General features: G+C 33.3%; 22 protein-coding genes. 21 read left to right on the plus strand and 1 reads right to left on the minus strand.

What is annotated here, in order from left to right; genetic code table 11:
• The first annotated feature begins 63 nt into the window (after window positions 1–63).
• The 6 genes from V7056_RS16715 to V7056_RS16740 all read left to right on the plus strand — a co-directional run bounded on the left by V7056_RS16715 (window position 64) and on the right by V7056_RS16740 (window position 4,401).
• Complete coding sequence (locus V7056_RS16715) at window positions 64–564, plus strand: QcrA and Rieske domain-containing protein (RefSeq protein ID WP_499703547.1); 501 nt, start codon at window positions 64–66, stop codon at window positions 562–564.
• Between the two features lie 2 nt (window positions 565–566).
• On the plus strand, window positions 567–1,241 hold the full coding sequence (qcrB, locus tag V7056_RS16720) for a menaquinol-cytochrome c reductase cytochrome b subunit (protein ID WP_107901719.1): 675 nt from the start codon (window positions 567–569) through the stop codon (window positions 1,239–1,241).
• Window positions 1,242–1,299: 58 nt separating this feature from the next.
• Window positions 1,300–2,079 carry a c-type cytochrome gene (locus V7056_RS16725; RefSeq protein ID WP_499703548.1) on the plus strand — a complete coding sequence of 260 codons (780 nt, stop codon included), beginning with the start codon at window positions 1,300–1,302 and terminating at the stop codon, window positions 2,077–2,079.
• 157 nt (window positions 2,080–2,236) lie between these two features.
• Entirely contained in the window at window positions 2,237–2,821 is a 585-nt protein-coding gene (locus V7056_RS16730; RefSeq protein ID WP_499703549.1) for a DUF1405 domain-containing protein, read from the plus strand.
• Between the two features lie 58 nt (window positions 2,822–2,879).
• Window positions 2,880–3,662, plus strand: coding sequence for a sporulation protein YpjB (locus tag V7056_RS16735; protein WP_499703550.1), 783 nt, complete (start codon window positions 2,880–2,882; stop codon window positions 3,660–3,662).
• Between the two features lie 58 nt (window positions 3,663–3,720).
• Window positions 3,721–4,401, plus strand: coding sequence for a zinc metallopeptidase (locus tag V7056_RS16740; RefSeq protein ID WP_499703551.1), 681 nt, complete (start codon window positions 3,721–3,723; stop codon window positions 4,399–4,401).
• A gap of 43 nt (window positions 4,402–4,444) precedes the next feature.
• Here the strand turns inward: V7056_RS16740 and V7056_RS16745 are convergent, their stop codons facing one another.
• Window positions 4,445–5,317, minus strand: a complete 873-nt coding sequence (locus tag V7056_RS16745) for a YitT family protein (RefSeq protein WP_499703552.1) — start codon at window positions 5,315–5,317, stop codon at window positions 4,445–4,447.
• A gap of 137 nt (window positions 5,318–5,454) precedes the next feature.
• On the opposite strand from V7056_RS16745, the gene V7056_RS16750 reads away from it, so the two are divergent.
• The 15 genes from V7056_RS16750 to V7056_RS16820 all read left to right on the plus strand — a co-directional run bounded on the left by V7056_RS16750 (window position 5,455) and on the right by V7056_RS16820 (window position 20,400).
• A complete protein-coding gene (locus V7056_RS16750) occupies window positions 5,455–5,781 on the plus strand; it encodes a nucleotide pyrophosphohydrolase (RefSeq protein ID WP_499703553.1) in 327 nt (108 codons plus the stop codon).
• A 5-nt stretch (window positions 5,782–5,786) separates the two neighbouring features.
• Entirely contained in the window at window positions 5,787–6,590 is an 804-nt protein-coding gene (dapB, locus tag V7056_RS16755) for a 4-hydroxy-tetrahydrodipicolinate reductase (RefSeq protein WP_499703554.1), read from the plus strand.
• A gap of 155 nt (window positions 6,591–6,745) precedes the next feature.
• Window positions 6,746–7,447, plus strand: a complete 702-nt coding sequence (bshB1, locus tag V7056_RS16760; protein WP_499703555.1) for a bacillithiol biosynthesis deacetylase BshB1 — start codon at window positions 6,746–6,748, stop codon at window positions 7,445–7,447.
• Between the two features lie 35 nt (window positions 7,448–7,482).
• Window positions 7,483–8,613: an N-acetyl-alpha-D-glucosaminyl L-malate synthase BshA gene (gene bshA, locus V7056_RS16765; RefSeq protein WP_499703556.1), complete on the plus strand. Its 1,131-nt coding sequence runs from the start codon at window positions 7,483–7,485 to the stop codon at window positions 8,611–8,613.
• A gap of 2 nt (window positions 8,614–8,615) precedes the next feature.
• Window positions 8,616–9,806, plus strand: a complete 1,191-nt coding sequence (locus V7056_RS16770) for a CCA tRNA nucleotidyltransferase (RefSeq protein WP_499703557.1) — start codon at window positions 8,616–8,618, stop codon at window positions 9,804–9,806.
• Window positions 9,791–10,774: a biotin--[acetyl-CoA-carboxylase] ligase gene (locus V7056_RS16775; protein ID WP_499703558.1), complete on the plus strand. Its 984-nt coding sequence runs from the start codon at window positions 9,791–9,793 to the stop codon at window positions 10,772–10,774. Before V7056_RS16770 ends, V7056_RS16775 begins: the two co-directional genes overlap by 16 nt.
• Window positions 10,775–10,998: 224 nt before the next feature.
• Window positions 10,999–11,841, plus strand: coding sequence for a 3-methyl-2-oxobutanoate hydroxymethyltransferase (gene panB / locus V7056_RS16780; RefSeq protein WP_499703559.1), 843 nt, complete (start codon window positions 10,999–11,001; stop codon window positions 11,839–11,841).
• A complete protein-coding gene (gene panC, locus V7056_RS16785) occupies window positions 11,838–12,680 on the plus strand; it encodes a pantoate--beta-alanine ligase (protein WP_499703560.1) in 843 nt (280 codons plus the stop codon). Before panB ends, panC begins: the two co-directional genes overlap by 4 nt.
• A 22-nt stretch (window positions 12,681–12,702) precedes the next feature.
• Entirely contained in the window at window positions 12,703–13,086 is a 384-nt protein-coding gene (panD, locus tag V7056_RS16790) for an aspartate 1-decarboxylase (RefSeq protein WP_499703561.1), read from the plus strand.
• Window positions 13,087–13,177: 91 nt separating this feature from the next.
• Window positions 13,178–15,949 carry an ATP-dependent DNA helicase DinG gene (dinG, locus tag V7056_RS16795; protein ID WP_499703562.1) on the plus strand — a complete coding sequence of 924 codons (2,772 nt, stop codon included), beginning with the start codon at window positions 13,178–13,180 and terminating at the stop codon, window positions 15,947–15,949.
• Window positions 15,950–16,054: 105 nt separating this feature from the next.
• Window positions 16,055–16,225: a YpmA family protein gene (locus V7056_RS16800; protein ID WP_192602223.1), complete on the plus strand. Its 171-nt coding sequence runs from the start codon at window positions 16,055–16,057 to the stop codon at window positions 16,223–16,225.
• An 11-nt stretch (window positions 16,226–16,236) separates the two neighbouring features.
• Window positions 16,237–16,701, plus strand: coding sequence for a cell wall elongation regulator TseB-like domain-containing protein (locus tag V7056_RS16805; RefSeq protein WP_499703563.1), 465 nt, complete (start codon window positions 16,237–16,239; stop codon window positions 16,699–16,701).
• Window positions 16,702–16,713: 12 nt separating this feature from the next.
• Window positions 16,714–17,901 (plus strand): pyridoxal phosphate-dependent aminotransferase, encoded by a 1,188-nt coding sequence (locus V7056_RS16810; protein ID WP_499703564.1) that lies wholly within the window; start codon window positions 16,714–16,716, stop codon window positions 17,899–17,901.
• Window positions 17,902–18,229: 328 nt separating this feature from the next.
• Entirely contained in the window at window positions 18,230–19,522 is a 1,293-nt protein-coding gene (gene asnS / locus V7056_RS16815) for an asparagine--tRNA ligase (protein ID WP_499703565.1), read from the plus strand.
• 155 nt (window positions 19,523–19,677) lie between these two features.
• The gene (locus V7056_RS16820) at window positions 19,678–20,400 is read left to right on the plus strand and encodes a DnaD domain-containing protein (RefSeq protein ID WP_499703566.1); all 723 of its coding nucleotides are present in this window, start codon (window positions 19,678–19,680) and stop codon (window positions 20,398–20,400) included.
• The last annotated feature ends 29 nt before the right edge of the window (window positions 20,401–20,429 follow it).

Here is a 20,429-nt window from a genome sequence, read left to right on the forward strand (position 1 = left end):
CCTAGTTTTATTATTATAGCTGTTGTCCGTACAGGAGTACTTGTGATAGAGGGGGGAATTTTCATGAGTGAAAAGGTTTCAAGACGCCAGTTCTTAAACTACACGTTAACTGGTGTAGGCGGTTTCATGGCTGCAGGAATGCTAATGCCATTAGCACGTTTTGCCATTGACCCAGTTTTACAAAAAGAAGAAGCTGGATCATTAGTGCAGGTTGGATTACTGAAAGATTTAACAAACGAACCTAAACGATTTGACTTTAAAGTTAAGCAAGTTGATGGTTGGGTAAAATCTGATGCTCCACATTCTGCATGGGTCTACAAGGACGAAAAAGGTGACATTGTTGCTTTATCACCTACTTGTAAGCACTTAGGCTGTACAGTAGGTTGGAATGACAACAAAGAACATCCAAATCAATTTTTCTGTCCATGTCATGGTGGTCGTTACGAAAAAAGCGGTCAAAATATCAAAGGAACACCACCGCTTGCACCACTAGATCAATATCAAGTAAAAGTGGAAAAAGATGCTTTTTATCTTGGTAAAGCGTTACCACAAGGAGGAAAATAATCGTGTTAAACAAAATTTACGACTGGGTAGATGAGCGATTAGAAATTACACCTTTGTGGAGAGATATCGCTGATCACGAAGTACCTGAACACGTTAATCCAGCACATCATTTTTCAGCATTCGTATATTGCTTTGGTGGATTAACATTTTTCGTTACAGTAATTCAAATTTTATCTGGAATGTTCTTAACAATGTATTATGTTCCGGATATTAAAAATGCATGGGAATCTGTTTATTACTTACAAAACAACGTTGCATACGGACAAATCGTTCGTGGTATGCATCACTGGGGTGCAAGTTTAGTAATTGTTATGATGTTCTTACATACTTTACGTGTATTCTTCCAAGGCGCATATAAAAAGCCTCGTGAACTTAACTGGGTTGTAGGGGTATTAATTTTCTTCGTAATGCTTGGATTAGGCTTTACTGGATATTTATTACCTTGGGATATGAAAGCATTATTTGCGACTAAAGTAGGTCTGCAAATTGCTGAACAAACACCATTTATTGGTAAGCAAGTAAAAACTTTAATTGCAGGACATCCGGAAATCATCGGTGCACAAACACTTACTCGTTTCTTCGCAATTCATGTATTCTTCTTACCTGGTGCTTTACTTGCTCTAATGGGTGCGCATTTCTTAATCATTCGTAAGCAAGGTATTTCAGGTCCACTATAAGATTTAGTGCATGGGCTTTAGTTACTAACTAAAGTGTGTCGAATAAAGGAGGGAGAACATGCATCGCGGTAAAGGAATGAAATTTGTAGGAGACTCACGTGTACCTGCAATGGCAGGTCGTAAAGCAAATATTCCAAAAGATTATTCTGAGTATCCTGGTAAAACTGAAGCATTCTGGCCAAACTTCTTATTAAAAGAATGGATGGTAGGAGCAGTTTTCTTAGCTGGATTCTTAACATTAACAATTGCACATCCATCTCCACTTGAGAGGGTTGCAGATCCAACTGATACTGGTTATACACCATTACCAGACTGGTATTTCTTATTCTTATATCAATTCTTAAAATATAGCTTTGCTTCAGGTGACTATAACGTATTAGGTGCTTTCGTAATTCCTGGTTTAGCGTTTGGTGGTTTATTATTAGCGCCATTTTTAGACCGTAGTACAGAAAGAAGACCTTCTAAACGTCCTTTAGCTACTGGCTTTATGTTACTTGGATTTGCAGGGGTTATTTATTTAACATGGGAAGCAACTGCACACCATGATTGGGCAAAACAAAAAGAGCAAGGAAAGATCCGTGCCTTTGTTGAGCTAAATAAAGAAGATCCTGCATATAAGTTATTGCAAAAAAATACATGTGTATCATGTCACGGTGATAACCTTGAAGGTGGAGCGGCAGCGCCAAGTCTTCAAAACAATGGTTTAAAACCTGAAGAAATTGCAAAAATTGCAAGAAACGGTCAAAAAGCAATGCCAGCTGGCGTATTTAAAGGTACTGATGAAGAACTGAAAGTCCTAGCTGAATTTGTTTCAAAAGCTGGTCAAGCAGCTGAATAATAAAGAAGAGTCGAATTTTCGACTCTTTTTTTATATTTAATACATATCTTATACTGAAATAGTAACATCTCTGATAGGTCTTTTGTCATTGGAATTGTGAACTTTGTGTTATAAAATAAGTATAGTCATAAAGTACAAATGAAAGTGAAGTGTGAATGTGAACATTATTTACAGTTTAATGAGGCTACGTTCGAGTTTAATTGCCTTATTCATAGTAAATGTACTTGGAACAATCTATGGCTATTACTGGTACAAATCTCAATTAATTGAGACACCGAACTGGTTAAGGATTGTTGTTCCAGATAGCCCAACAGCATCTCTCTTTTTTTGTTTTGTTTTATTACTCTGGATTTTTAAGAAACAAAATGGATTAATAGAAGCATTAGCATATGTAAGTTTAGTTAAATATGGTATTTGGGCAGTTGCGATGAATGGAGCTGTTTTATATATTGATCATGGACTTGATGAGATTGCTTATATGTTAATCTTTTCCCATGGCTGCATGGCACTACAAGCGATTCTCTATGCCCCTATGTTTAAAGTGAAAAAATGGCATTTAGCGATTGCTAGTATATGGATTTTACAAGATGTAATATTTGATTATGTCTTTGGAACAATGCCTACATATCATATGCTTGGATTTTATCAAGATTGGATTGCATTATTTACTTTTTGGTTATCAATATTTGTTATTTTAATTGCTTATTTCCAGTTAATTTTTAAAAATAGAGCTTCGATCTGATCAGTTCTATTCTTGTCCGTCCTCTCATAATTATTAGTAGTTATGAGGGAGGGATTTGATGAAAAAATTAATAGTGGGGATCAGCATTTTTTTTATGTTCTTTTCATTTAATCATCAAAAAAGTTTAGCTAAAATAAATTCAGAAACAACTTTAATAGAAAAATCACTTTCTTTAGTTCAAGAAGGTGATTATGTTCATAGTGCAAATCTCATTGAACAATTTGAAGTAAAGTATATGGCAAATGCAAAAAAGAATCAGGAATTTACACCGAAAGATTTAGAAACAATTTCAGTTACATTCCAAAATGCTTTGCAATCATTAGAAAATGATGCCGGTGATTCACAAGAAAAAATTGCAAAAGTACTTGGATTAAGACTATTAATTGACGCAAGGGAAACGTCTATTCAACCGATGTGGAAAGAAATGAAAAATGCAGTTATGACACCTTTACATAATATGGATTCAGCATATGAAAGAGGAGATACAGAAGCATATGATGTTCAACTGAATCAATTTTTACACCAATTTGAGATTATTTATCCAAGCTTATTAAGCGATCTCTCGTATGATGAAGTAAAGAAAATCAATTCCCTCGTTTCATTTTTAGATGACTACCGTGTAAACAAAGAAGCTTTACCTGCATTTAGTCAAAAATTAGACCAAACTCAAACAGAGTTATTAATGATTTTTGAACAAGGAAACTCAATATTTCCGCCAGCAACATTTTGGACATTATTTACGACAGGCGGTATTATTGTCGGTACTCTTTGTTATGTGGGATGGAGAAAATATATAGGAGAACGTAATAAAAACAAAAAGCAAAGAGAGCATAATGATTGACAAAATTCCCGTTTAATCATTACAATATCCTAAAATATCTTTCTTTGGAGGAATAGTAATGGGCTTTATAATTTACTTTCTTATTGTGTTAATCATACCGATTTATGCACAATTTAAAGTGAAATCTACATTTAATAAATATGCAAAAGTAAGCTCTACATCAGGTATGTCAGGTGCAGAAGTAGCAAGAAAAATTTTAAATGACAATGGGTTGTTTAATGTTGCAGTAGAAGAAACTCGTGGATATTTATCAGATCACTATGATCCACGTGCCAAAGTAGTTCGATTATCATCAGCGAATTATCATGGGCATACTGTTGCAGGTACTGCAGTTGCAGCGCACGAAGTAGGTCATGCAATCCAAGATGCAAAAGATTATGGCTTTTTAAGATTTCGACATTCATTAGTACCAGTCGCAAATTTTAGCTCAAACTTTTCTTGGATCTTTATCTTAATTGGGATCTTTTCTCAGGCATCTGGGATGTTATTAGTAGGTATTCTCCTTTTAGCACTTGGTGTTTTATTCCAAATTGTAACTTTACCAGTTGAATTTAACGCATCAAGCAGAGCATTGACTCAACTGACAACGAGTGGGATTATTAATTCGAACGAAAATGTATATGCAAAACGTGTTTTAAATGCGGCAGCATTAACATATGTAGCAGCAGCAGCTGTAGCGGTAATTGAGTTATTACGTTTAGTATTAATCTACACAGGAATGCAAAATGACGAAGATTAATGCAAAAAGAGGTTCTTAAGCAAATGCTAAGAACCTCTTTTTTTTATGGTTGTATCGGTACTTTATTTTCATCAAGTGTAAAGCCTTCACCCAATACATCGTGAACTTCTGTTACAGCAACGAAAGCATGAGGGTCAATATCTTGAATAATATTTTTTAAATGCACTAATTCATTTTTTGGAACGACACAGAATAATACATCTTTACTTTCACCAGTAAATGTACCAGTACCTTTTAAGTAAGTTGCTCCACGTTCCATCTCTTTCATAATACGGGCAGCAATCAAATCATTTTTATCTGAAATAATATTTGCGCCACGTGCAGCATAAGCTCCTTCTTGCATGAAGTCGATAATTCTTGCGCCAACAAATACAGCAACTAAAGTGTACATTGCTTCATACGCTTTTAAATATGTTAATAACGATAATGTAATGACGACAAAGTCGAAAATAAACATTGTTTTACCCATATTAATGCCTTTGTATTTATAGGCCAGACGAGCAATTATATCAACACCGCCTGTTGTACCTCCGTAACGAAAAATGATTCCAAGTCCAACTCCGATAAATACACCAGCAAATAATGAAGCTAACATTAAATCTCCGTGTACATCAATTGTAAATGGGAATTTCTCAAATAATTTTAAGAAAAATGAAACTGCAACTGTTCCAATAATTGTATAGAGCATTGTGACTGTTCCAAGTAATCTCCATCCAATAAAAAATAATGGAATATTTAACGCTAAATTTGAAATCCATACAGGAATATGTAATTTTGCTAAAAGAATTAAGTTAATCCCTGTGAATCCTCCTTCAGCTAGGTTGTTTGGAATATTAATATTCAAAATACCAAAAGAAAAAATTGCAGAGCCTAAAAGAATAAACAAGATGTTACGTAACTTCAAATTAAAAATCATAAACTTCCTCCATACTAATTAAAATCACCCTAAACTCTTATTTTTATCTTATCTTGTATTTTTTTCAAGTAAAATAATATATAATTTGTCAAAATGTGGTCATTTCGATAAGATTTAGTTGAGGAGTTGATATTAGTATGCACGAAAAAACGATGAAAGAAATGCAAAATGAAGTAGATACATATATTGGACAATTTAAAGAGGGTTATTTTAGTCCTTTAGCAATGATGGCTCGTTTAACTGAAGAAATGGGTGAGTTGGCTAGAGAAATTAATCATACATATGGTGAAAAACCAAAAAAGAGTTCAGAAAAAGAAAAACTTATTGAAGAAGAGCTGGGCGATGTATTGTTTGTAATGATTTGTTTGGCAAATAGTTTAAATATTGATTTAGAAAAAGCCCATGATATGGTTATGAATAAATTTAATACTCGAGATAAAGATCGTTGGACAAGGAAGGATTGAATCGTATGGAGACAGTAATTCGCGTTGTATTGGCAGGACCTAGAGGGAAAATGGGCACTGAAGCACTTCAGTTAATCGAGAGAACTGAGCATTTTGAACTTGTTGCTGCAATAGATTATAAATATGGCGGAGGGACTGTACAACAGTTTTATCCGCAATACAAAGGTGAAGCGACTGTTTATGAAACATTAGAAGAATGTATTGAAAATGAGAAATTTGATGTTTTAGTTGACTTAACTACGCCTGAAATTGGCAAAAAACATGCATTTTTATCATTAAAAAACGGCATCCGTCCTGTAATCGGTACGACAGGGTTTACGAATGATGAGTTAGCTGAATTAAAAGAACTTGTATCTCAAAATGGTTTAGGCTGTATTATTGCGCCGAATTTTGCAATTGGCGCAATTTTAATGATGAAGTTCTCCGCAATGGCTGCCAAATATTTTAAAGACATCGAAATCATTGAGCTTCATCATGATCAAAAATTAGATGCACCATCTGGAACAGCACTTAAAACTGTACAAATGATCGAGGAAGCACGAGAATATAAACGACAAGGTCATCCAAATGAAGTTGAAACTGAAAAAGGAGCAAGAGGAGCGGATCTGAATGGCATGAGAGTACATAGCGTAAGATTGCCTGGCTTAGTTGCTCATCAACAAGTTCTATTTGGCGGCGACGGCCAATTATTAACAGTCCGTCACGATTCTATGAATAGAGCATCCTTCATGTCAGGTGTAAAGGTTTCAATTGAAGAAGTAATGAAGCTTTCTGAACTTGTATATGGCTTAGAAAATATTATGGATTGATGTGCATTCTTCTTTTTTAGATCAATTGACATCTTAACCTATTGAACCTGGTTTAATGATGACTATGTAATGTATACCAAATACCCAATGCAACTAACAATTACAACAAAGACAATTGGAAAATTTTTAAGTTAGTTTGGAAGCGAGTGAATAAATTGGATTATTTTGATGTGTTAGCTTTTGGTGCTCATCCTGATGATGTTGAAATAGGGATGGCAGGGACAATTGCGAAACTAACAAAGTTAGGATATAAAGTAGCAATCTGTGATTTAACGGAAGCAGAACTTTCCTCAAACGGAGATACAACAACAAGAAGAAAAGAAGCGGAAAAAGCGGATGAAGTACTAGGGGTAAAAAAACGTTTCAATTTGTCATTACCTGACAGAGGACTTTATTTACATGAAGATGCCATTAAGGAAGTCGTTCAGTTAATTCGAATGACGAAACCAAGTATTGTATTTTCTCCGTATGAAATTGATCGTCACCCAGATCATGGTAATTGTACAAAAATAGTTGAAGAAGCAGTTTTTTCAGCGGGCATTCGAAAATATAATGGTACTTCAAATTTTGAAGCCCATAAGGTCAAAAATGTGTTCCAATACATGATAAATGGTTTCCACAAACCGAATTTTATTGTTGATATTTCAGAAACAATACATGACAAACAATTGGCTTTAGAAGCATATGAAAGTCAATTTACACCTGGTGAATCTGGTGTAGTTACACCTTTAACAAATGACTATGTAAATAGTGTGATTGCTAGAGAAAAGATGATTGGAAAAGAAGTAGGTCTTTCTTATGGTGAAGGGTTTATAAGTAAAAAACCTCTTTTGCTAAATGCTGATTGGCTTCTTTAAGAACGAATACAGAGAAGATTAATAGGAGAGATAAAATGAAGTTAAAAATAGGGATCACATGTTATCCTACTGTTGGTGGTTCTGGGGTTATCGCTACTGAACTAGGTAAATTATTAGCGGAGCAAGGACATGAGATTCATTTTATTTCATCAAGTATGCCTTTTCGATTAAATAAAGTAAATCCAAATATTTATTATCATGCTGTAGAAGTAAATCAATACTCGGTATTTCAATACCCTCCGTATGATTTAGCTTTAGCAAGTAAAATGGCTGAAGTAGCGAATCGTGAAAAATTAGATATTCTACATGTTCATTATGCAATTCCTCATGCTGTTTGTGCTTTCTTAGCAAAACAAATGATTCATCATGAGGTGAAAATTGTTACAACATTACACGGCACGGATATTACTGTACTAGGTTATGATCCATCTTTAACAGAACTAATTAAATTTGGAATTGAAAAATCTGATGCAGTTACTGCTGTTTCGAACGATTTAATTCATCAAACAAATGAACTAGTTAGCCCAGATAAGGATATTCAAACGGTTTACAATTTCATCGATGAAAGAGTTTACTATAAACGGAATTGTCGTGCATTAAAGGCAGAGTACGGAATAAAAGAACATGAAAAAGTCATTATTCATATTTCTAATTTTAGACAAGTAAAACGGACAAAGGACGTTGTAAATGTTTTTAATTTAGTTCGAAAAGAAATCCCAGCTAAACTTCTTTTAGTTGGTGATGGGCCTGAGCTTTCGGTGCTATGTAAATTAGTAAATGAACTTGGCATAGAAAAAGATGTTTTATTTTTAGGGAAACAAGAAAATGTTGAAGAATTATTATCGATGAGTGATGTGAAATTGTTATTATCATCAAAAGAAAGCTTTGGTCTTGTACTTTTAGAAGCAATGGCATGTGGCGTACCTTGTATCGGAACAAGAATCGGTGGAATCCCTGAAGTGATTGAACATGGTGAGAATGGTTATCTTTGTGATTTAGGAGATATTGAACAAATTACGTATCACACACTAAATTTACTAAAGGATGAAGAACTTCACCAGAAAATTTCTAAACGAGCAATTGAACTAGTAAAGGAACGATTCCATTCAACTCAGATTGTTTCACAATATTTATCAATCTATAAGGATCTATTAGGACTGAATTGACCATGAATATATTTGAAAATGCGAAGCCAATTTTAACAAAGCTAATCGAAAATGGATTTGAAGCGTATTTTGTCGGAGGTTGTGTAAGAGATAAATTACTAAACAAAGAAATTGGTGATATCGATATTGCAACTTCCGCATTACCTGAAGAGGTAATGAGTATTTTCACAAAAACTGTGCCTACTGGTCTACAGCATGGCACAGTTTTAGTCATTGAGCAGAATGAGTCCTATGAAATTACTACATTTCGTACGGAATCAACTTATGAAGACTATAGAAGACCTTCGGAAGTTATTTATGTAAAATCAATCCTGGAAGATTTGAAACGAAGAGATTTTACGATGAATGCAATTGCAATGGATGTAAATGAAAACTACATTGATCCATTTAACGGTGAAGAAGCGATCAATCAGCAATTAATACAAGCTGTTGGTAATGCAAACGAAAGATTTCATGAGGATGCCCTGCGGATGATGAGGGGAATTCGTTTTGTTAGTCAGTTAGACTTTTCAATGCATAATGATACGTTTATTGCGATTCAATCTAATTGTTCATTAATCGAAAAAATTGCGACAGAAAGAATTAGTGTAGAATTTGAGAAGATGCTAACTGGAAGATCACCTAAGAAAGCCATTCAATTATGTATTGATACGAACTTAATTGAGCATTTACCAAACTTTCAAGATGGCAAACAAATTTTCACGAAAATACATACTTTGCCAATCGAAAATTTGAAGACAATTGAAGAATTCTGGGCATTGATTCTACTGATTGGAAAGTTTGATCAACCAGAGTCTATTCTCCGTAATTGGAAAATGTCGAATGAACGAATGAAACAGATTTTGAAGTTATATTTATTGTTGAAAAATGATGAGTTAGAGTGGAGTCATTCGAATTTATACAATACTGGATTAGAATATGCAATAAAGTATGAGCGATTACAAACCGTTTTAGGGAATATTGCGAATAGAAGAACGGAACAATCATTAACTGATCAATTCAATCATTTATCAATTCATTCAAAAGCTGAATTATGTTTTACAGGAAATGATTTATTAAAATGGACAAATGAAAAAGCTGGACCATGGTTAAAAGAAGTGATTGGTGAAATCGAAATGCTAATTGTAGAACAAAAATTAACAAATAACCAACCTGCGATAAAGGAGTGGTTTCAAACGTGGCATCAAAAGTAAAAGAACAAATCATACAACTATTCACCGAAAATCATGACAAGTATTTATCAGGACAATATTTAAGTGATAAATTAGGAATTTCACGTACCGCAATTTGGAAATACATGAAAGAACTACAAGAAGAAGGCATTGAAGTACAGGCTGTTCGTAAAGTTGGATATAAAATAATTGGTAAATCTGACAGGATGACTTCTACTGATATCCAACTTGGGTTAGAAACTAAAAAATTTGGTCGCCAAATAGTCTATCAAGAAGAGGTTAATTCCACTCAAATTATTGCCAGTGAATTGGTAATGAATGATGCTCCAGAAGGTACAATCGTGGTGGCTGAGAGACAATTAAAAGGTCGTGGCAGACTACAAAGAAATTGGGTCACATCAGATGGAAAGGCAATTGCAATGAGTTTGATTTTAAGACCGTCAATCTCACCTAGAGTTGCCCCGCAGCTTACTTTGCTGACAGCGGTTGCGATTGCATCTGCGATTGAAAAAGTAACGGGTATTCATCCGAATATAAAATGGCCAAATGATTTATTAATAAATAAGAAAAAGGTTTGCGGGATCCTAACAGAGATGCAAGGTGATGCAGACTGTATAAAAAGCGTCGTAATTGGGATTGGAATCAATGTTAATCAAGTTGAGAGCGACTACCCGTTAGAGCTTTCAGATATTGCAACTTCATTAAGAATTGAAAAAGGTCAACCATTTTTGCGTGCTAAATTAATTCAGGTCATTTTAGCTGAATTTGAAAAGTATTATGAAATTTTCCTAGAAAAAGGTTTTAAACCGATAAAAATTCTATGGGAAAGCTATGCGATCTCACTAGGGAAACAAATAAAAGCGACGACATTGACAGAGGAAATAATCGGTCAAGCAATTGGCATTACTGATGAAGGTCAACTTTTAATTGAAGATCCAGCTGGTGTGATCCACACAATTTATTCTGCAGATATTTCATTTAATAAATAATTCTAGTCGTTTTCTCGATAAATTGTTATAATATGGATTGAAATGGGTGGTATCCTAATAGGAACTACACCAAGCAATACACTTTATTATAAAAATGTGTCTGCCTTGATCCATTATTGGACTGGGACAGAGGAATGAGATGGTTTACAATTTTCCTTTGTTCTAATTGAGCAAAGGTTTTTTATTGTAGCCCTACTTCCTCTTCATTCAAAGGAGGAAACGAGATGAAAACAACGAAGGATTTTGTATCAATGAAGGAAAACAAGGATTCAATCGTAATGATTACAGCTTACGATTATCCATCAGCTTTATTAGCTGAAAAAAGTGAAGTGGATATGATTTTAGTAGGTGATTCACTTGGCAATGTGGTATTAGGATATGATTCAACAATCAAAGTTACGGTTGATGACATGATTCATCATTCTAAAGCTGTTAAACGCGGAGCGCAAAATACATTTATCGTAACTGATATGCCGTTTATGTCTTATCATATTTCAAAAGAGGAAGCATTAAGAAGTGCATGCAGAATCATGCAAGAAGGGGATGCGCATGCTGTAAAACTTGAAGGTGCTGATGACCATGTATTAGAAGTCATTAAAGCATTAACAGCTGCTGGTGTTCCTGTCGTTGCTCACCTTGGTTTAACGCCTCAGTCAGTAGGAGTTTTAGGTGGATATAAAGTTCAAGCACGAGATTCCGAGAGTGCAATGAAATTGTTTAATGATGCAAAAAAATGTGAAGAAGCAGGCGCATTTGCAATTGTATTAGAATGTATTCCAAAACAAATTGCAAAAGATATATCACATGATTTATCAATTCCAACGATTGGGATCGGTGCTGGTGTTGAATGTGATGGTCAAGTACTTGTTTATCATGATTTAATAACATATGGTGTTGGTAAAGTAGCAAAATTCGTTAAACAATATGCAAATGTTTCAACGACAATTGAAAATGCAATTGCAACATATGTTCAAGAAGTAAAAGCTAAACAGTTTCCAGATGATAAACATTCTTTCACTATGAAAGAAGAACAGTTAAAGGCATTATACGGGGGAAGTTCGCAATGAAGGTTTTTCATAAAATAAAAGATTTACGCGATGAACTGAAATCTCATCGAAATAGTCAAACAATCGGATTTGTTCCAACAATGGGTTATCTTCATGAAGGTCATGTAACTTTGTTAAAAGGAGCTCGAAGAAAAAATGACGTTGTTGTATTGAGTATATTTGTGAATCCAACTCAATTTGGACCAAATGAAGATTTTGATCAATATCCAAGAGACTTTGAAAGAGATGAAAAAATCGCAAGTAATGCTGGGGTCGATTACCTATTTTATCCAACAGTTGAAGAAATGTACCCAAATGAATTAAAATCTACAATGAAGGTAACGAAACGAGTTGATGTACTTTGTGGCGAAAAGAGACCAGGACACTTTGACGGAGTTGCATTAGTCGTTACTAAATTATTTAATATTGTTGGTCCAGACGATGTTTATTTTGGGTTAAAGGATGCTCAACAAGTTGCAGTGATTGAAGGCTTGATTGAAGATTATAATATTCCAGTAACTTTAAATGCAATTCCAACTGTAAGAGAAGAAGATGGTTTAGCAAAAAGTTCTAGAAATATTTATTTAAGTGAAAAAGAACGTTTAGAAGCTCCTACCTTATATAAAAGCTTACAAAAGGCTGTAGAGGATATTAAAAATGGAGAGCATAAAGTAGAGCATCTAATTGAACAAATTGCTCAAACAATAAAAACAAAAACGTCTGGCACGATTGATTATATAAATGTTTATTCATATCCTAATTTAGAAAAAATAGATACAATCAATGGAAAAATCATCATAGCAATTGCTGTGAAATTTTCAAATGCACGTTTAATTGATAATATAATCGTTGATATTTGATCGTATGTAGGGGGAAAAATAGATGATTCGTACAATGATGAGAGCAAAACTTCATAGAGCGACTGTTACAGAAGCAAATTTAAATTATGTTGGTAGTATTACAATTGATGAAAATTTAATGGATGCAGTGGATGTTCGTGAAAATGAAAAAGTACAAATTGTAAATAACAATAATGGTGCTCGACTTGAAACTTACGTAATCCCAGGAAAACGTGGAAGTGGAGTCATTTGTTTAAATGGTGCGGCAGCTAGACTTGTTCAAGAAGGCGACAAAGTAATCATTATTGCTTACGGTCAAGTTGAAGAAGAAATGCTTGAACAGCATGTACCAAATATTGCAATTTTAAATGATAACAATGAAATTGTCGAAATGATTGGTAAAGAAATAGCAGGGACAATTAAGTAATGGAAATCCCCTCTTTTTAGGGGATTTTTTTGTATTGTTTAATTTGTTTTATGCAAAATAATCACAATAGAGAAAATGGAGGTGGCAAAAAATGAATAAGTTTGTTGTAGTTGATCTTGAGACGACAGGTAACAACAGTAGAGGTCAAGATCGAATTATTCAAATTGCAGCCTTTGTACTTGAGAACGGTGAAGTAATAGAACAGTTTTCTAGTTTTATCAATCCGCTTATTGAAATTCCAACCTTTATCAGTGAATTAACAGGAATACATAAAGATATGGTGTCACATGCACCACAGTTTGAACAAATTGCAGAAGAATTATATCCAATTTTTGAGGATGCATACTTTGTAGCTCATAATGTTCATTTTGACTTAACATTTTTACAAAAAGAATTCGAACGGGTTGGACTCCCAAAGATTCATCCTTTATCAATTGATACAGTTGAATTGACAAGAATTTTATATCCAACATTATCAAGCTATAAGCTGTCAGATTTAGCAAAAGTATTTCAAATTGAACATGAAAATCCACATCAAGCAGATAGTGATGCTGAAGTAACAGCTGAATTATTAACGATTTTACTTAATAAGCTTGAAAGTTTACCATATGCTTCATTAAAAATACTTGAAAACTTAAGTAAAAGCTTTAAAAGTGACATTACATACTATATTTCAGATTTAATACAAAAAAAATCAGAGTCTAATAAAAGAGAAGAACAAATAGAAGAATTTAGAAGAGTCGCGATTAAAAAAAGTAATTTTAGTTTACCTCAGGAAGAAGAGGACTTTGTTGAGTTCAAAGAATACCTGGAGCGCGACTTAAACCAGCGAATGGAAGTTGAAATGCCTACTTTTCATAAAAGAGAAGAGCAGATTTCCTATATGCAGGATGTTTTTGAAGCCTTTGAATCCAAAAAGATTCTTTTATCTGAGGCAAGCACAGGTGTAGGTAAAACCTTTGGTTATTTAATCCCGTCAGCTTTTTTCTCAAAACAATTTGGTAAGCAAGTCATCATTAGTACGAGTACAATTTCATTACAAAAACAAATGACAAAAAAACATTTGCCAACTGTTGAAACATTATTGCCTTTTCAATTAAAAGTGGCTTCAATCCAAAGCAAAAAAAATTATCTTTGTTTGCAAAAATTTGAATATGTGATTGACGAATTTGATGATAATTACGATAGTATTTTATCGAAAGCAATGATTTGTGTTTGGCTAACTGAAACAGAAAGCGGAGAACTAGACGAGCTTTCCTTGCCATCTGGTGGGATTCATTTATGGGAACGAGTGTGCTGCAATGACGAAAGTGAAAATAAAAGGTCAAACCCATGGTTTCATAAATGTTTTTATCAAAGAGCTAAAAATCAATTGATGCTTGCTGATTTAATTATTACAAATCATGCTTATTTATTATCAACTTTAAAAAATAAAGAACATTTATTAAACACGGTTAAAAACATCGTAATAGATGAGGCACATTCTCTAGAAGAAACATCGTCGAAAACTTTTGGGACCACATTTTCATGCTTAAAATATTATCAATATTTGAGCAGATTAAGTACATCAGATGGTAACGAACTTGTTCATAGATTATATAAGCTTGATGAATCGAACGAAAATAGAGTGAAATGGTGGAAAAAAATAGACCATTACATAAAAGAAATAAAATATGAATCAGATGAACTATTCAGGTTACTGAGAGATTTCACCTTATCGAAGCAAAATGAATTTGATAAAGACAATATAAGACAATCACTTACGTTAAATCGTAATAATACTTCTAGCCAAAACTGGAAGGTCATTATTGAATGTGCGAATCGATTAGTTCATACGAATAATTCTTTATTTAAAGAATGTGAGCAATACTTTAAACTGACTAGTGATTTAAAAGCTAATTCATTTCAAAAAGCAATGATCAATGAATTTAAAATGATTATTGATAATTTATATTTGATGAAAAATGGCTTACAAGAAATTCTTTTCGATCAAAACGAACAGTTTATTAGATGGATGGATACGGAATCAAAAGGTTCATTCCATACGACAATGTTATATAGTGAAAAAGTAAACAATGCAGACTTAATTAACAAGTTTTTAATTAAAGAACGTGATTCAATTATATTTACATCTGCAACAATGAGTTTAAAAAATTCATTTGATTATATGAAGTCAACGTTAGGATTACCTGAAGAGAATGTGATAGAAAAAATCTATCCAGTTCCATTAGATTTTCAACAAGGTATGAAGGTGTATATACCTACTGATTTAAAGGGAATTAAAGATATTTCCATAGAAGACTATGCGCTTCAAACCGCAAATGCAATTAGCAAAATAGCTAATAAAATAAAAGGAAGAACATTAGTTTTATTTACAGCTTTTGACTTGTTAAAACAAACCTATGATCATTTGGTGGATTCAATTCAAGCAACTGTTTTAGCACAAGGTTTCTCTCAAGGTGGAAAGCAAAGGTTAATTAAACAGTTTTTACAATCAAAACAAACAATTTTATTAGGTACAAACACATTTTGGGAAGGAATTGACCTGCCAAATGAAGAATTAGATTGTTTAATCATTGTACGCTTGCCTTTTACGAATCCTGAAAAACCTATGTTTATTGCGAAATCAAATTTAATAAAGAAAGCTGGTGAAAATTCGTTTTCGAATTTAGCTCTACCACTCGCTGTATTTAAATTTAGACAAGGCTATGGACGTTTAATTCGTAATGAAAAAGATCAAGGGTCGTTATTTGTTTTGGATAATCGTATTATCAATGCAAATTATGGAGAAGAATTTTTGAAGCTTATTCCTGAAAATAAAATCAAAATCAATACAATTGATGAACTATTAAACGATTTTTAGACATTTTTAAACAATTAGCATGAGAATATAGGGGAATCAGTTATTTCGTGTGGTATAATGACAATATTGTGATGTATATCCATATACATTTTTAGGAGGAGCAACATGAATACAAAGATTGAAGTGTTATCAACAACAAAGATTGAATATACAAAGGAACTTTATAAAATTGTTGATAGTTTAAATCGAACATTAAAAGAACAGGATTTAATGTTTGGTCTTGCACTTGATAAAGAAAATCCAGAAAACGCAGTGTTTACAATTTATCGAACTTAAATGAGGTATATATGAAAAAATGGTTAATCATCCTTGGATTAGGCATCGTATTTCTAGCTTTATTTTTTATTTCAACTTACCAGTCTTCTTTATCACCATTAAATGATGATAAAAAGAAAGCAGTAGAGCTTGCAGTTAAGCAAGGCTATATAAAAACTGTTGCTAGTTCTGATTACTATCATGGTAAAGAGCAAGCAATTGTTTTAACAGGTAAAGATGATACAAATAATGAAATAATTGCTTGGGTACAGGATGGAAATATTATCGCTAGGAAAAAAAGTGAAGGCTTAACAAAACAAGAAATTATAGAAAAAGTAACGAATGAACGAGACCCAAAAGAAATACATAAAGTTAAGTTAGGAATAGAGAACAAAATTCCATTATGGGAAGTAGTATATATAGATAAACAAGGGCGTTTTAATTTTTATTATGCTGCTTTTGAAAATGGTGAGCTTTTAAAACGTTATAGTATCTAGGGGGAAGAAATGATGAAACTAGCAAAAAGAGTAAGCGCGTTAACACCATCGACAACACTAGCTATTACAGCAAAAGCAAAGGAAATGAAAGATAGAGGAATCGATGTAATTGGTTTAGGGGCAGGAGAACCAGACTTTAATACACCAACTGCAATTATTGATGAAGCATACGCAGCAATGATGAACGGCCAAACAAAGTATACGCCATCAAACGGACTTCCTACACTTCGAAAAGCAATTTGTGATAAATTACAAAACGATCAAGGAATAAGCTATTCGCCAGCTGAAGTTGTCGTAACGAATGGTGCAAAACATGCATTATATACATTGTTTCAAGCAATTTTAGATCCAGGCAATGAAGTGATTATTCCAACTCCTTATTGGGTAAGTTATCCTGAACAAGTAATTCTTGCTGAAGGTGTACCTGTTTTTATTGAAGGGTATGAGCATCAACAATTTAAAGTAACGCCTGAACAAATCGAGGCTGCAATTACTGAAAATACGAAAGCAATTATTATAAACTCACCAAGTAATCCTACGGGTATGATTTATACTGAACAAGAATTAAGAGAAATTGGTGAAGTTTGTTTAAAACATGATATTTTAATCGTTTCTGACGAGATTTATGAAAAATTAGTCTACGATGGTGCAAAACATGTATCAATTGCACAATTAAGCCCTGAATTTAAAGAGCAAACAATTATTATTAATGGTGTATCAAAATCTCACTCAATGACGGGATGGAGAATTGGATATGCAGTTGGTAATAAAGACATTATTAACGCGATGACAAATCTTGCAAGTCATTCAACATCAAATCCAACAACTATGGCACAAATTGCTACAATTAAAGCTTACGAAATGGGAGATGCTCCTGTTGAAGAAATGAGAGTAGCATTTGAAGATCGCTTAAATAAAACATACGATAGACTTGTAACGATTCCAGGTTTCACATGTGTAAAACCAAATGGTGCATTTTATTTATTCCCAAATGTTACAGAGGCTGCTAAAATGGCAGGATTCAACAATGTTGATGATTTTGTGACAGAATTACTTGAAAAAGCAAGTGTAGCTGTAATCCCTGGATCTGGTTTTGGCTCACCTGAAAATATTCGCTTATCTTATGCAACTTCACAAGAACAACTGGATAAAGCGCTAGAACGAATTGAGCAATTTATGAAAGCGAGTATCCCTAGCTAACTTTTGGTCTGAATTACAATCACAAGTTTTATCGTTGTTTACTAAAGTGAGTAGATACTGAAGAAAATTCTGTTGCTAAGACTAATTAAAAATTGTTTTTAACGAGTCTGATAAAATTGATATTCCATAATATAAAGCTAAGCAAATGCTTAGCTTTTCTCTTTTTAAGAGGTATTACAAGTTAATTTTTTCATTTTTTACTATTCATCCGAGAATCTTTCTGTCATATTTTATCAGTTAACGTTGATATAGAGAGATTTGAAGGGTATAATGAATATGTTTATAGGAATATTTACATTATTTATACATATGTTTTGGAGGGTTATTTTTGAAAACGACAATATCACAAGTACATAAATATGTTGATCAAACAGTTACAATCGGAGCTTGGTTAGCAAATAAACGCTCAAGCGGAAAAATCGCATTTTTACAACTTCGAGACGGTTCAGGTTTCATTCAAGGGGTTGTAGTAAAAGAAGAAGTTGGAGAAGAAATTTTCCAAAAAGCAAAAGCACTTACACAAGAAACTTCACTTTATGTAACTGGTACAGTACGTAAAGATGAGCGTTCACCATTAGGTTTTGAATTAAATGTAACGGATGTAGAAGTAATCCATGAATCAGTAGATTTTCCAATTACACCAAAAGAGCATGGTACAGAGTTTTTAATGGATAACCGTCATTTATGGTTACGTTCTCGTAGACAACATGCTGTAATGAAAATTCGTAATGAAATTATTCGTGCTACTTATGAGTTTTTCAATGAAAATGGATTTGTTAAGGTTGATCCACCAATTTTAACTGGAAGTGCTCCAGAAGGAACAACTGAATTGTTCCACACTAAATATTTCGATGAAGATGCATATCTTTCTCAAAGTGGTCAGCTTTATATGGAAGCTGCTGCAATGGCACTTGGAAAAGTATTTTCATTTGGACCTACTTTCCGTGCAGAAAAATCTAAAACACGCCGTCATTTAATTGAGTTTTGGATGATTGAACCAGAAATGGCATTCATGGACCATGAAGATAACTTAGTAGTACAAGAAAATTATGTTTCACATTTAGCGCAATCAGTTCTAAAAAATTGTCAATTAGAGTTAAAGACATTAGGTCGTGACGTTGCGAAATTAGAAAATATTAAAGCACCATTCCCTAGAATTTCATATGATGATGCAATTAAGTTCTTAAATGAAAAAGGATTTGACGATATTACTTGGGGTGACGATTTCGGTGCGCCACATGAAACTGCAATTGCAGAAAGCTTTGATAAGCCTGTATTCATTACAAAATATCCAGCGAAAATTAAATCATTCTATATGAAACCAGATCCAACAAATCCAGAAGTAGTACTATGTGCGGATTTAATTGCTCCTGAAGGATATGGAGAAATCATTGGTGGTTCAGAACGTATTGATGATTATGAATTATTAGCAAAACGTTGTGAAGAGCATGGTTTAACTTCAGACGCTTACAAGTGGTACATGGAACTTCGTCAATACGGATCAGTTCCTCACTCAGGATTCGGACTAGGCTTAGAACGTACTGTAGCATGGTTATCAGGCGTTGAACACGTTCGTGAAGCTATTCCATTCCCACGTCTATTAAACCGTTTATACCCATAATAAATCGATTTTTAGATGGTTTTTTAAAGGAATATTAGATAAACTAAAGAAGAGGTATGGTTCTCATACCTCTTTTTGTTTTTCACTGAATTGGAGATTCATTACAGTTTATTTCTATTATGTAAACATGCTATACTATGCTAGAGGTGTTCGAAGTGAATAATAATAGCATTATAAATTGGATTGAATTTGGAAACTTAAGTATTCCAAATATTCTTCTTAGCAAATACTCATCATTAAACATGAATGAAGAAGAGCTAGTCATGATTCTACAAATTTTTTCTTTTCAACAAAAAGGTCATACGTTTCCAACACCTTCTCAATTAGCAGAGATTATGTCATTAAACGATCAAAAATGTATGGAAGTCATACGTCAGTTATTAAAAAAAGGTTTAATAGAAATCGTTGAACAAAAAGATGAAAGAAATTTACGATCGGAAGCTTATTCTTTATCACCTTTATGGATAAAATTGATTGAATCAACAGAAGAAAAACAGCCGAGTGTAGAACCAATAAATCATATTCCGTCAATTATAGAGCAAAATGAAGAATCTACTTATGCAGTATTTGAAAAAGAATTTGGTAGACTATTATCTCCATTTGAAATTGAAACATTAACAATGTGGATGGATCAAGATGAACATGACGAAAAATTAATTAAAGCTGCTTTAAAAGAAGCAGTAATTAGTGGAAAATTAAACTTTCGTTATATAGACCGAATTCTTTTTGAATGGAAAAAGAATGGAATTAAACAAGTTGAGCAAGCCATTAATTACAGTAAACATTTTAGAAAAAAAGATCCACAATCTCAAAACAAAGAGCAAACTGAAACAAAATATACAGGTGCTATTCCTTTTTATAATTGGCTAGAAAAGTAAAGCGAGGACATGCTCCTCGCTTTTGTTAG

The sequence above is a fragment of the Bacillus sp. JJ664 genome (assembly GCF_036962205.1).
In the GTDB taxonomy this organism is placed as follows: Bacteria; Bacillota; Bacilli; order Bacillales; family Bacillaceae_G; genus Gottfriedia.